This is a genomic window from Arthrobacter sp. zg-Y1171 (assembly GCF_025244845.1).
Classification (GTDB): domain Bacteria; phylum Actinomycetota; class Actinomycetes; order Actinomycetales; family Micrococcaceae; genus Arthrobacter_B.
Genome location: NZ_CP104264.1, coordinates 2,440,189 through 2,452,578, shown reverse-complemented (window position 1 = coordinate 2,452,578; position 12,390 = coordinate 2,440,189). Strand labels below are relative to the sequence as shown.

Below are 12,390 nucleotides of genomic sequence, written 5' to 3'. Positions count from 1 at the left end.
TGGTTTTCGTCTCGCTCGGTTCCAGCTGCCGTAGGGGGCAGCGCATGCGGCCCCGGACCTTGGTACCGATTCTAGGGGCCGCCCTATGCCGCGTCCACCGCGGCCGGAGCGGGAGAGCCGGCACCGCGGCCGGGGAACGCCGTCCTGACCTGCACCTTTACCCCCTTTCTCGAGTAGCCTGCCAATAGGAAGGCGTTCGGGTTGTTCACAGCGGATGTCCAGCAATCGTCCCCGTACATCCCAGCTAGCACTGCGATAGTGGATAAAAAGAACGATGTGGCTACACCATGGGTAAACGAACTTTGAAAGGACAACCCACATGACTGAGCAACACGGCGGTCCCGAGGGCACCGAACGCCCGTTGCCGCCCCGGCCGCCGGCGCCGCCGTCGTATTCGGGAACCGCTTCGGGGGAAACTTACAGAGAAACACAGGGGGAAACGCCGGGCAACCCGCAGACCGAACCCCTGGCGAATGCCGTCCCTGCGCAGGGACAGCCGGGCCACGGAAACGGCCCGTCCGCCTACGGGTCCACCGCTTACGGGTCCACGGCCTCGGGCAGCGCCTTCCACGCACCGGCCGGAACGACGCCGGCCCCTGAATCCCGGGCAAAGAAGTTCGGGGCGGGAACACTGGTTGCGGGCATGCTGCTTGCAGGTCTGTTAGGCGGCGGCGTAGCCGTCGGGGCCAACACGCTCATGGATGACGGCAATGCCGCCGGCCAGGCCAGCCAGCCGCAGACAGTCGTGGTGAACGACGAAGACAGCGTCAACTCGGTCACGGCGGCGGCAGTGAAGGCCTCACCAAGTGTGGTCACCATTGAAGTTGCCGCCTCCGGCAGCACGGGCACCGGTTCCGGGATCATCCTGGACGAGGACGGCCACATCCTGACCAACACCCACGTAGTGACCCTCGGAGGCACTGCCGCCGATCCCGTCGTCGAAGTCCAGACGTCGGACGGACGGGTCCTGACCGCGACCATCGTAGGGACGGACCCCCTGTCCGACCTCGCGGTCATCAAGGTGGACGCCGCGGACCTGACACCCGCTGCCCTGGGCGATTCCGGGAACCTGAATGTGGGGGACACCGTGATTGCCATCGGCGCCCCGCTCGGCCTGTCCGGGACAGTGACTGACGGCATCGTCTCCACCCTCAACCGCACCATCAGCGTCCAGTCCTCGGCTGCGCCGGAAGAGTCGGAAAGCTCGGACGAGCCCGAAGACAACGGTTTCGGCTTCCGGTTCGCTCCGCCGGACGGATCGTCACAGGACCAGAGCACCGCGGAGAGCTCGATCTTCCTCAACGTGGTGCAGACCGACGCCGCCATCAACCACGGCAACTCCGGCGGCGCACTGGTGAACACCGACGGTGAAGTCATCGGCGTGAACGTCGCGATTGCCTCGGCCGCCTCCGGTGCCGCCGGCGAGGACAGCGGCAACATCGGTGTCGGGTTCGCCGTTCCCATCACCTATGCCGAGCGGGTAGCGGAAGAGATCATCGACAACGGGTCCGCGACCCACGGTTACCTGGGCGTCTCGGTGACGCCGGCAACCGCGTCCGATTCGTCGTCGACGTTCACCGTGGGTGCCGAGGTCGCCGAAGTCGTATCCGGGTCGCCGGGCGAAAAGGCCGGCCTGCGCAAGGGCGATGTGGTCACGTCCGTCAACGGCATCCCGGTCACGGATGCCCAGTCGCTGACTGCAGCCATCAGGATGCAGCCCGCCGGCGGCAAGGCCACCATCGACTTCACGCGGGACGGTAAAACGGACAGCGTCGACGTCACCCTCGGGGATTCGGCAAAGCAGTAACACCGCCATAGCCGGACCGCATAGGTCGAGCAGGCAACGAAGGGCCGCGCCGGGTGCATCCGGGCGCGGCCCTTCCGTTTGCACCCGCCCGGCATTTGCGCGGACGCGAAAGCCCGCCCAGTGTGTGATTAGCTTTAAACGCGCCGCTCCTTGGCGGCGCGCGTCGGCGGGAGGATCTCCAGGCCGCCGGGAAACGATTTTCCTACCGGAAAGGCCGGAATGCAGGAGTCAGCCACCCATCCGCTGAACATTGTTGTCTTGGTAAAGCATGTCCCCGACGCGCAGTTTGACCGGCACCTCACGGGCCCCGGGCATACCTTGAACCGTGCCGAGAGCATCCTCTCCGAACTGGACGAGTACGCCCTTGAGGCAGCACTGCAGCTGGCCGAGGCCCGCGGCGGCGAGAGCGCCGGGAACCGGGTGACTGCCCTGGCCATGGGCCCGGCGGCAGCAGTGAACGCGGTGAAGAAGTCCCTGCAGATCGGCGCCTATGCAGGCGTCCACCTGGCCGACGACGCCCTGGCCGGTTCCGATGCAGCCGGCACCTCGCTGGCCCTTGCCGCTGCGGTGCGCACCATCGCTGAGTCCCAGGGCCCGGTCGACCTGGTCATCACAGGCATGGCCTCCACGGACGGCGAAACCTCCCTGGTTCCCGCGCAGCTCGCCGAAAGGCTGCAGCTGGCACAGGTGACCTTTGCTTCCGAACTCGACGTAGTGGACGTCGACGGCGCCCCGGTTGTGAAGGCGCGCCGCGACGGCGACTCCTTCACGGAAACCGTTGAGGCACCGCTGCCGGCCCTGGTATCGGTTACGGACCAGGCCAACAGCCCCCGCTATCCGAACTTCAAGGGCATCATGGCCGCGAAGAAGAAACCCGTTACGGTGCTGACACTCGCCGAGATCGGAGTGGACCCGGCCCAGGTGGGGCACGACGGCGCCTGGACGGCAGTAGCCGCCTCCGCTCCGCGGCCGCCGCGCTCGCAGGGAACCATCATCACCGACGACGGCACCGCCGGCGTGCAGCTGGTGGACTACCTTGCCGCCCAGAAACTGATCTAAGACTTCTCCTGCTTGAAACCGGCGCTTCGCAGGCGCCGCCGCCTACGTCCTAAGGAGCGCACCATGGCGTCCGTCCTGGTTTTTCTCGATGTCCCAGCCCTGCCCCTGCCGCGGGCTGCCCGCGAACTGCTAACCCTTGCCGGCACGGTGGGCGAACCCGCGGTAGCTGCCGCCCACAGGGTGGATCCGGCCATGCTCGACGCACTTGCCTCCCACGGCGCCGTGAAGGTCTATGAGCCGGCCGGGGAACTGGACACCGTCCTAGTGGCCGCGAAGGCTGCCTTCCTGGCGGACGCCGCCAAGAGCGAGCAGCCCGCCGCGATCCTGCTGGGCAACTCCTTCGAGGACCGCGAGATTGCAGCCCGCGCCGGAATCAAGCTCGGCTCCGGAGTCATCACTGACGCCGTTGCGGTGGCGCCGGACCTCGCCGTCACCAAGTCGGTGCTCGCCGGGTCCTACACCTCGACCTGCCGGGTACGCACCGGCACGCCCATCATCACCGTGAAGGCCAACAGCGTCGAGCCCGCACCGGCCGCTCCGTCAGCCCCGGCTCCGCAGCGGGTCGAGGTTCCGCTCTCGGAAACCGGCCCTGCCGCACGGGTCACCGGCCGCTCCGGCAAGCGCGTGAGCGGACGTCCCGAACTGGCCGAGGCACGGGTGATCGTTGCGGGCGGACGCGGCATGGACGGGAACTTCGGTCCCGTGGAGGAACTCGCTGACCTCCTCGGCGGAGCGGTGGGCGCGTCCCGTGCGGCCACGGACGCAGGCTGGATTGAACATTCCGCCCAGGTGGGACAGACCGGCAAGACCGTCTCCCCGCAGTTGTACATTTCCGCCGGCATCTCCGGCGCCATCCAGCAAAAGGCCGGTATGCAGACCGCCAAGGTGATCGTCGCGGTCAACAAGGACGCCGATGCACCGGTGTTCGAGATCGCGGACTTCGGCATTGTCGGCGATGTGTTCTCAGTGCTGCCCCAGGCCGCCGAAGAGATCCGGAAGCGCAGGGCCTGATATGTTCCCGACGTCGGCTCCCGCACGGGCCCTGGCCTTCGCAGCCCATCCGGACGACATCGATTTCGGCGCCGCCGGCACGCTGGCCCGCTGGGCACGCGAGGGCACGGAAATCACCTACTGCATCATGACCTCCGGTGATGCCGGCGGCTTCGACCCAACAGACCGCTCCGGCGTCAGCGCCCTGCGGAGCGGTGAACAGCGGGAAGCGGCCCGGCAGGTGGGAGTGCAGGACATTGTGTTCCTGGGGGAGCGGGACGGCTACTTGGAAGCCAACCACTCGGTGATCGCCCGCGCGGTGGAGCAGATCCGGCGCGTGCGTCCCGACGTCGTGCTGTCCATGCACCCCGAACGGAACTGGGACCGCCTCCAGGCCAGCCATCCCGACCACCTGGCCTGCGGCGAAATAGTGACTCGCGCCGTGTACCCGGCCGCCGAGAATCCCTTCGCCTATCCGGAGCTCGCGGAGCAGGGGCTGGAAGCGTACAAGGTGCCGTGGCTGTGGTTTTACGGGGCGCCGCGGGAGCGGGAGAACACTGCCGTGGATGTCAGTTCCACGGTAGACGTCAAGCTTGCCGCCATCCGGGTCCATGCGAGCCAGCATCCGGACATCGAGGGCATGGACGCCTCGGTCCGGCGGTTCCTGCAGGACAACGCCCGCCGGCACGGCCTGGCCGAGGGCGTCAGCGCGGAAACCTTCCACGCCGTAGGCGTGAACACCCCGGAGACCATCGCCGGATTCTAGCTGCCGCAGCTATCGCCTGCTGTGCTGCCCGCCGTCCCTGCCGTTGGCCGGCTACGGGCGGACAGCCGTGGCGATCAGGGTGTCGGTATTCAGTGCGAAGTCGTCACCGAGTTCGGCCAGGAACGCGGTCCGGACCCGGTCCACGGCCGCCGGATCTTCGGGCAGCAGCATCCGGTAACCGCCGCCGAGCACCAGCGACCAGGCGAGGGACGGGCTGAGCTGGACCTGTCCCGGCGTGGGGGCCACGGTGATTTCGGTCAGGCCCAGGGACTCGAGCCAAGACGTGAGCTGCTCCGGCGTCTGGAGCCGCTGGACGTTTTCGGCTCCCGACTGGGGGAGGCCGTCAAGGTCGGGCCGTTCCTGCAGGCAGGCTTTCCACAGCAGCTCCCTGAAGGGCTCCCAGGAACCTTCGGCCCACGTGCTGAGGGCGAAGCGCCCGCCGCTGCGAAGCAGCGACACGAGGTGGGCGGCGCCGGCGTCCATTTCCGGAACGAAGAACAGGGAGTAGGCGCAGACCACCGCGTCGTAGGGTTCCTCCGCCTGCCACGAGGTGAGGTCGGCCTGTGCAAGGTGGACGTTGTTGAGCGAGAGCGTGTCTGCCTTGGCCTGGGTCAGGGCCAGCATCCCTGCACTGAGGTCCACCCCGTCGACGACGCCGTCGGGACCGGCGAACTGCGCGGCCGGGATAGTGGATGCACCGGTGCCGCAGCCTGCGTCCAGGACCCGGTTGCCGAGCGTGATGTCCGCCGCGGCCACGAGCGCATTTCCCATGGGATTCCAGAGCGACGGCGCGAGCCGCTCGAAGTCGGCGGCGCCGTCGTCGAACGCGTTGCCGATGTGGAGTTCAGGCATGGGAAGAATCCTTCGCTAGAGCTGGGCGCCGGCGAAGCCGTGCTGGCGCCAGGCTTCGTAAACGGCTATGGAGGCGGAGTTCGCCAGGTTCAGGGAGCGCAGGGTGGGCAGCATGGGCAGCCGTACCCGGGCGGTGACATGCGGGTCCTTCTTTACCTCGTCCGAAAGCCCGACCGACTCGCGGCCGAACATCAGGACGTCTCCGGCACGATACTCGATATCTGTGTAGGAAGTGTCACCGTCCGAGGTGAAGGCATATACGCGCTCGGGTTTCAGGGCGTCCCAGGCGTCCTGCAGGCTCGCATGGACATGCAGGACGGCGAGGTCGTGGTAATCCAGGCCTGCGCGCCGAAGTTTGGAATCCTCCAGGCTGAAGCCGAGGGGCTCAACCAGGTGGAGCTCGGCCCCCGTGATGGCGGCAAGGCGAATGGCATTTCCGGTGTTGCCGGGGATTTCAGGGGAATGGAAGAGGATACGGAACACGAATACATCCTATGCCCGTCACCGGGGCCCCAACGCATCAGTCAACGGGTGGTCGCGTCGATCAACGGCGCCAGCACCGGCAGCTGGACGGTGTTCGGCTGGGGGCCTTCGGCAAAGAACCTCCGCAGCTCCCGCAGCAGGCCGCCGGGATTGGCGACATGCAGGGTCGCGGGCGCTGAGCGGCTCAGCCTCGGCGGGTAATCGACGATGGGCTCGAAGGGATTCCCGTTAGGGCTGTGGAGGACAAGCCAGCCCGTGGCATTGCACTCCGGAAAGCGGGACTGGAGGGTGCGCACCGCATCGGCCAGCCGCAGGGTGGACACCTCCCGGCCGCGGTGCAGCAGATGCTGTCCGTCCCACCGGTAGTTGCCGGGCGAGGCCATCAGCGAACCCAGGACTGCCATGCGGTAGCCGCCCAGCAGCACGTGGCTGACATCGAGGTTGCCGCCGCGCGGTCCCGTGTCCGGAATATGGAGGCCGTTGATTAGGCGCGCGGCCGGGTAGTCCTCCAGCAATTCGCGTTCCAGCAGGTGGATGGTCCGGTTTTCGGCCTCGAAGCGTCCCGCGGCGTTGGAGCCGATCCGCGAGAAGAAACCCGGACGGCGCGGTGCGCCGTGGACCTGCTGTCCGGCCAGGACCAGGGGGATGAGGGGAGGATTCTTCGGGGAGAAATCCGGGACAAACACCGGCGGCCGGTCCAGGTCTGCCGTGGTCCGTTCGGGGGCGGACCCGGTTCCCGCGGCCCGGCTGGACGGGCTGCCGGAGCTGCTGCCGGCAGCGGCGCCGGTGCTGCCGGCGTCCGTGCCCTGGCCGAACCGGCGATCGTACGCGGCCTTTCGCCGCGGATCGGAGAGCACCCGGTATGCTTCCGTGACCCGGTGGAAGCTCTCGCTCGTGCCGCCCTGGTCCGGATGGGCGTTCCGGGCTGCCTTCCGGTAGGCGGTCTTGATTTCGACCGCCGATGCCGCGCGGGTCAGGCCTAAAACCTCATAGAGCGTCGGGTCTGACGGGCTCAAAGCGGTTCCTCTCGGGCGGCTGGTCCGGCTGCGTGAGGCAAGTCTACCGGTCGTCCCTGCACCGCAGCCTGGGCGGGGGAAGGGGTATCCGGGACGATGAATTTTCCGCGCCGGGGCAGAGGAGGACAGGGTGTGTCCTGCGGGATCCGTATCGTCGGCGTACATCGGGGATCTGTCCCCGACCTACGACCGGCGGAGGAACCCGTGAATGAGCAGATCCAGCCCTTCAGCATCCCGATCGACCCGGCTCTGGTAGGCCGGCTCAGCCACAGGCTCCGGGGAACACGGTTCGCGCCCGCACTGCCAGGGGAAGAATGGGCAACGGGTGTCCCGTCCGGCTACCTCGAACGCGTGGTTGCGTACTGGGCCGATGAATACGACTGGGCGTTGCATGCAGCTGCCCTGAACGGGCTGCCCCAGTTCACCACTGTCATCGACGGCCAGCAGATCCACTTCCTCCACATCCGCTCGAAGGCCGAGGGCGCGTTGCCGCTCCTCCTCACCCACGGCTGGCCCGGTTCCTTTGTCGAGTTCCTGGATCTGATCGGCCCGCTCACCGATCCGGCCGCGCACGGACGGGACACTGTGGATGCTTTCGACCTGGTGATCCCCTCACTCCCGGGGTTCGGGTTCTCTACCCCCGTGACCGAGGCAGGTTGGGACACGGCGCGCATCGGCCGCGCCTGGGCAACGCTCATGGGCCGGCTGGGCTACCGCCGGTACGGGGCACACGGGGGAGATATCGGCGCGGCGGTCTCGCCCGACGTCGGACGTGCCGCTCCACGCAACGTGGTGGGTGTCCACGTCAACGGGTCGATAGGCATGCCGCTGCAGACACCCACCAGCGATGATCTCGCCGCTTTTACCCCGCTGGAGCTTGATCGGCTAAGCCGGGTGCAGCGTTTCCTGCAGGACGAATACGGGTATATCGCGATCCAGTCGACGAGACCGCAGACGATAGCCGCAGCCCTGGTCGATTCCCCGGCCGGCCTGCTCGCCTGGATCCTGGACAAGTTCCAGAAGTGGACTTTCCCGGACAAAGCCCTCCCGGAGACGGTCATTGACCTCGAGCGCATCCTGACGAACGTCATGCTGTACTGGATCACCGGTTCCGCAGGAACGGCTGCGTTTATCGGCTACGCCCAGCAACCGGCATGGGGAGCCCGCAGGGAGCCGTCGGGTGTGCCTACCGGCGTCATCATGTTTGCCCACGACGTCGGTATCCGCCGCTATGCCGAGCAGGAGAATACGATCACGCGGTGGACCGACATCACCGACCGTGGCGGACACTTCGCCGCCCTCGAAGAGCCCGCCCTGCTTATGGACGATCTCTCCGACTTCTTCCGTCCGCTTCGGTAAAGGGCAAACCGCGGTTCCCGCTCACTCCGTGGCCGAGCGGGCGGCGCGGGCGGCTACGCGTCCGAATGCTTCGCGCAGCTCCGCAGGCTCGATGACGTCGATGTCCGCCTGCACCAGGAGGAGCCAGCGGGCGATCGCGTCGTAGCTGTCCGCTCCTGCCCGCACAATAACGGACCCCGCGCCGTCGTCTTCGACGGTTCCCCACGCCGGCGCCACCCACCGGCTCACGGCCTCCAGCGGGGCGTGGACCCGTACAGTGGCCGTGACCTGCTGCCAGCCGGTGCGGAGCTGCTGAGTCACCCATGCCTCGACACCTGTGCCGGGGAAGACGCGCTCGCGGACCGGCGCTCCGGTCACCGTCACGGTGGAGATCCGGTCGACCCGGTAGGTGCGCCATTCGTCCCGGTTCAGGTCGAAGGCCACGAAATACCAGCGGCGGACCGTGTTGACCAAGGCGAATGAATCCGCTGTGCGCATCTCCTCCTTCCCGTTGCGCTGCGTGTGCAGGAACTCCGCGCGGCGGTGCAGGACACAGGCCCGGGCTAATTCCCCGAGCACGCCGACGTCGACCGGGGCCGGCTCCGGTTCCCTGAGGCCGTCAATTTCGAGATCGACTGCTGCCTGGTCGAGGGCCGTCATGATCCACTGCACGCGTTTGGGCATCGAGGCGAGGACCTTCTGCAGCGCGCCGGCCGCCAAGTGCGGTTCAGCCGCCTCGTTCCACCGGCGCAGTGCGAGGGCGCAGGCCAACGCTTCATCCATGCTGAGGAAAATCGGCGGGAGCACCGTGCCCGGTTCCAGCGAGTAGCCGCCGTCGATACCCAGGCGCGTGTCGATCGGGTACCCCAGGTCGCGCAGCCGTGCCACGTCGCGGCGGATGGTGCGGGTTGTCACCCCGAAGTCGAAAGCCAGGGTCTCGCCCGCAACGAAACCCCTCCGCTGCAGTTTTCGAAGGACCTCGAATGAGCGCGATGCTGTATCCCACATGACGTAATAGTGGTCCCTATTGAGGACAGCCCGCGTCCTCAATAGCACCGGGTGCTGCGACGGACCGGTGCCGGTCAGGAAACTGTTGCGGAGCGGGACCGGACACGCCGCGGGAAACGTCAGGAAAGTCCCAGCCGCCCGAATCGGCAGGAGCCGCCATGACCGCTAGAATTGGTTGGTGCCCGTGTATCTAGATCACGCGGCGACCACGCCGATTTCGGCTTCGGCCCTCGCCGCACTCACCGCAGAACTCAGCCGCAGCGGCAACCCTTCGTCCCTGCACGGTTCGGGCCGACGTGCCCGGATGGTCGTAGAGGACTCCAGGGAAGTCCTGGCCGCCGCCGCAGGCTGCCATCCCTCGGAGATCATTTTCACCTCCGGCGGTACCGAAGCGGACAACCTGGCCGTCAAGGGTCTTTTCTGGGCCCGGCGCGATGCCGACCCGGTACGCAACCGCATCCTGGTCTCCGGCATCGAACACCATGCCGTGCTGGACGCCGTCGAATGGCTGGAGAAACATGAAGGCGCGGTGCCGGTGTGGATCCCGGTGGATCACGAGGGCGTCATTTCCCTCGACGCCATCCGACGCGAACTCGAAGCCAACGCAGACAGCACAGCGCTGCTCACCGCTATGTGGGCAAACAATGAGGTCGGGACCGTCCAAGACATCCGGGCCATCGCTTCCCTGGCCCACGAATACGGCGTCCCGGTCCATTCGGATGCGGTCCAGGCTTTCGGCGCGCTGCCGATCGGCTTCCGGTCCGCCGGCCTGGACACGATGGCCCTCAGCGCCCACAAGATCGGTGGCCCGGTGGGAGTGGGTGCACTGGTTGTTGGCCGTGCCGTCAAGCTCACGCCCGTCCAGCACGGCGGCGGACAGGAACGGGACATCCGCTCCGGCACCTTGGACACCGCGGGAATAGCAGCGTTCGCCGCGGCAGCGCAGGACGCCGCCGAGCACCTGACGGACGAGGCCGAACGCCTGCGCACGCTCCGCGACTACCTCATCACCGGCGTCGAGCGGGCCATTCCGGAGGCAGTCCTGCGGGGCGCGCGGGACGACGACGGCGGCGGACGCCGGCTGCCGGGCAACGCCCACTTCACCTTCCCCGGCTGCGAAGGCGATTCACTGCTTTTCCTGCTGGATCTGGCCGGAGTGGAGTCCTCGACCGGGTCTGCCTGCACAGCCGGCGTCCCGCGGCCTTCGCACGTACTCCTGGCGATGGGACTGACCGAAACCGAGGCCCGCGGTGCCCAACGGTTCAGCCTCGGGCATACAACCACCGCCGAAGACGTTGACACTTTGTTGCAGGCACTTCCCGAAGCATATGAGCGGGCCAAGAAGGCCGGCATGGCCGGACACGTAAGCAGCATCCAAACAGCAGGAACAGGTTTTACTTCATGAAGGTTTTGGCAGCAATGAGTGGCGGAGTCGATTCCGCCGTGGCCGCGGCACGGGCAGTGGAGGCCGGGCACGACGTCGTCGGCGTCCACCTTGCGCTGTCCCGGATGCCGGGCACCCTGCGCACCGGCAGCCGCGGCTGCTGCACCATCGAAGACTCCCGCGACGCCTGGCGCGCCTGCGACATCCTCGGCATTCCGTACTACGTCTGGGACTTCTCCGAGCGGTTCAAGGAAGACGTCGTGGACGACTTCGTGGCCGAATACGCCGCCGGACGCACACCCAATCCCTGCATGCGCTGCAACGAACGGATCAAGTTCGCCGCCCTGCTGGAAAAGGCGCTCGCGCTGGGCTTCGACGCCGTCTGCACAGGCCACTACGCCAAGGTGATCACGAACGCCGAAGGCAACCCGGAGCTGCACCGTGCCGCCGACTGGGCCAAGGACCAGTCCTACGTGCTGGGCGTGCTCACGGAGGAGCAGCTGCGCCACTGCATGTTCCCGCTGGCCGAAACCCCGTCCAAGGCCGAAGTGCGGGCCGAAGCCGAACGCCGCGGCCTGTCCGTGGCGAACAAGCCCGACAGCCACGACATCTGCTTCATTCCCGACGGTGATACCCGCGGCTGGCTCGAAGAGCGCATCAACATGACCGAGGGCGACATCGTGGACGAGACGGGGGAGAAGCTCGGCACCCACCCCGGCGCGAACGCGTTCACCGTGGGCCAGCGGCGCGGACTGAAGCTCGGCACGCCCGCCGCGGACGGCAAGCCCCGCTTCGTCCTGGAAATCCGGCCGAAGGAAAACAAGGTCGTGGTCGGACCCGAGCAGCTGCTGAACATTGACCAGATGCGCGGCATCAAGATTTCCTGGGCCGGACTGCCGATCCCCGAGATCGCCGCCCGGACCACCTTCGACTGCAAGGTCCAGGTCCGCGCCCACGGCGACCCCGTGGCAGCCACCGGCTGGATGGAGGACGTAGCCGACGAGGCCACCGGTGCAACACGCGAAGAGCTTGTGGTCCGGCTGGTCGAACCCATGCGCGGGGTTGCCCCCGGCCAGTCCATGGTGCTTTACCAGGGAACCCGAGTGCTGGGACAGGCGACCATCGACTCGGCACGTTCCCTTGAATGGGACCCCGCAGCGGTTTCCTAAAGCCCTGGTTTTACGGCCGTTTCCCGGTACCGGCGCAGCGCCTCGCCGAAGCCGGGCGTAATCTGCTCCGGGCCGGGAGCCGCTCCACCTAAACTGGTCCAATGAGCCAGACAGGACCAATGAGCGAATCACCGGACCATGAGTTCGATCCGCGGGCAAGTTCCCTCTCCGGGAAGGTCGCCGAGGATGTCATGGAAGAGCTGCTTGCCATGCGCAGCAGCATCGACAACATCGACGCCACTCTCGTGTACCTTCTTGCCGAACGCTTCAAGGCGACCCAGCGGGTGGGCCATCTGAAGGCGGAGCACCACTTGCCGCCGGCGGACCCGGGACGGGAAGTGGCCCAGATTGCACGCCTGCGCCGCCTGGCCGCAGACGCCCATCTGGACCCCGCCTTCGCGGAGAAATTCCTGAACTTCATCATCAGCGAAGTGATCCGCCACCATCAGGCAATCTCCCAGACCCGCAACGGCGGAACAGATGTCCCGGAGGCCTGAGGACCGGCGCGGGGAAGCAGT

General features: G+C 67.2%; 12 protein-coding genes. 8 read left to right on the top strand and 4 right to left on the bottom strand.

Annotated features, from left to right (window positions below):
- Positions 1-319 precede the first annotated feature (319 nt).
- The 4 genes from N2L00_RS11500 (at position 320) to N2L00_RS11485 (ending at position 4,622) form a co-directional block, all read left to right on the top strand.
- Positions 320-1,807, top strand: a complete 1,488-nt coding sequence (locus N2L00_RS11500; RefSeq protein WP_255764749.1) for a S1C family serine protease — start codon at positions 320-322, stop codon at positions 1,805-1,807.
- Positions 1,808-2,026: 219 nt separating this feature from the next.
- Positions 2,027-2,866, top strand: coding sequence for an electron transfer flavoprotein subunit beta/FixA family protein (locus tag N2L00_RS11495; protein WP_227918386.1), 840 nt, complete (start codon positions 2,027-2,029; stop codon positions 2,864-2,866).
- Between the two features lie 63 nt (positions 2,867-2,929).
- On the top strand, positions 2,930-3,877 hold the full coding sequence (locus N2L00_RS11490; protein WP_255764747.1) for an electron transfer flavoprotein subunit alpha/FixB family protein: 948 nt from the start codon (positions 2,930-2,932) through the stop codon (positions 3,875-3,877).
- Position 3,878: 1 nt separating this feature from the next.
- Positions 3,879-4,622, top strand: coding sequence for a PIG-L deacetylase family protein (locus N2L00_RS11485; RefSeq protein WP_255764746.1), 744 nt, complete (start codon positions 3,879-3,881; stop codon positions 4,620-4,622).
- 51 nt (positions 4,623-4,673) lie between these two features.
- Here N2L00_RS11485 and N2L00_RS11480 read toward each other — a convergent pair whose 3' ends face one another.
- From N2L00_RS11480 to N2L00_RS11470, 3 genes are read right to left on the bottom strand one after another with little or no spacing between them, the layout of a single operon-like run.
- A complete protein-coding gene (locus N2L00_RS11480) occupies positions 4,674-5,474 on the bottom strand; it encodes a class I SAM-dependent methyltransferase (RefSeq protein WP_255862707.1) in 801 nt (266 codons plus the stop codon).
- A gap of 15 nt (positions 5,475-5,489) precedes the next feature.
- Complete coding sequence (locus tag N2L00_RS11475) at positions 5,490-5,957, bottom strand: tRNA (cytidine(34)-2'-O)-methyltransferase (RefSeq protein ID WP_255764744.1); 468 nt, start codon at positions 5,955-5,957, stop codon at positions 5,490-5,492.
- 41 nt (positions 5,958-5,998) lie between these two features.
- Positions 5,999-6,973, bottom strand: coding sequence for a J domain-containing protein (locus N2L00_RS11470; protein WP_255764743.1), 975 nt, complete (start codon positions 6,971-6,973; stop codon positions 5,999-6,001).
- 204 nt (positions 6,974-7,177) lie between these two features.
- On the opposite strand from N2L00_RS11470, the gene N2L00_RS11465 reads away from it, so the two are divergent.
- Positions 7,178-8,332 (top strand): epoxide hydrolase family protein, encoded by a 1,155-nt coding sequence (locus N2L00_RS11465; RefSeq protein WP_255764742.1) that lies wholly within the window; start codon positions 7,178-7,180, stop codon positions 8,330-8,332.
- A 21-nt stretch (positions 8,333-8,353) separates the two neighbouring features.
- Here the strand turns inward: N2L00_RS11465 and N2L00_RS11460 are convergent, their stop codons facing one another.
- Positions 8,354-9,319, bottom strand: a complete 966-nt coding sequence (locus N2L00_RS11460; protein ID WP_255764741.1) for a YafY family protein — start codon at positions 9,317-9,319, stop codon at positions 8,354-8,356.
- A gap of 178 nt (positions 9,320-9,497) precedes the next feature.
- Here N2L00_RS11460 and N2L00_RS11455 point away from each other — a divergent pair, with 178 nt between their 5' ends.
- From N2L00_RS11455 to N2L00_RS11445, 3 genes are all read left to right on the top strand, one after another.
- A complete protein-coding gene (locus tag N2L00_RS11455; RefSeq protein WP_255764740.1) occupies positions 9,498-10,724 on the top strand; it encodes a cysteine desulfurase family protein in 1,227 nt (408 codons plus the stop codon).
- Positions 10,721-11,872 carry a tRNA 2-thiouridine(34) synthase MnmA gene (gene mnmA / locus N2L00_RS11450; RefSeq protein ID WP_255764739.1) on the top strand — a complete coding sequence of 384 codons (1,152 nt, stop codon included), beginning with the start codon at positions 10,721-10,723 and terminating at the stop codon, positions 11,870-11,872. The genes N2L00_RS11455 and mnmA overlap by 4 nt, the downstream gene beginning before the upstream one ends.
- A 119-nt stretch (positions 11,873-11,991) precedes the next feature.
- Positions 11,992-12,369, top strand: coding sequence for a chorismate mutase (locus N2L00_RS11445; RefSeq protein ID WP_255764738.1), 378 nt, complete (start codon positions 11,992-11,994; stop codon positions 12,367-12,369).
- Positions 12,370-12,390 lie beyond the last annotated feature (21 nt).

Coding starts and splice junctions, on each gene's coding strand:
- N2L00_RS11495 (WP_227918386.1), top strand. CDS start 2,027: ATGCAGGAGTCAGCCACCCATCCGCTGAACATTGTTGTCTTGGTAAAG.
- N2L00_RS11460 (WP_255764741.1), bottom strand. CDS start 9,319: ATGTGGGATACAGCATCGCGCTCATTCGAGGTCCTTCGAAAACTGCAG.
- N2L00_RS11490 (WP_255764747.1), top strand. CDS start 2,930: ATGGCGTCCGTCCTGGTTTTTCTCGATGTCCCAGCCCTGCCCCTGCCG.
- N2L00_RS11445 (WP_255764738.1), top strand. CDS start 11,992: ATGAGCGAATCACCGGACCATGAGTTCGATCCGCGGGCAAGTTCCCTC.
- N2L00_RS11500 (WP_255764749.1), top strand. CDS start 320: ATGACTGAGCAACACGGCGGTCCCGAGGGCACCGAACGCCCGTTGCCG.
- N2L00_RS11480 (WP_255862707.1), bottom strand. CDS start 5,474: ATGCCTGAACTCCACATCGGCAACGCGTTCGACGACGGCGCCGCCGAC.
- mnmA (WP_255764739.1), top strand. CDS start 10,721: ATGAAGGTTTTGGCAGCAATGAGTGGCGGAGTCGATTCCGCCGTGGCC.
- N2L00_RS11485 (WP_255764746.1), top strand. CDS start 3,879: ATGTTCCCGACGTCGGCTCCCGCACGGGCCCTGGCCTTCGCAGCCCAT.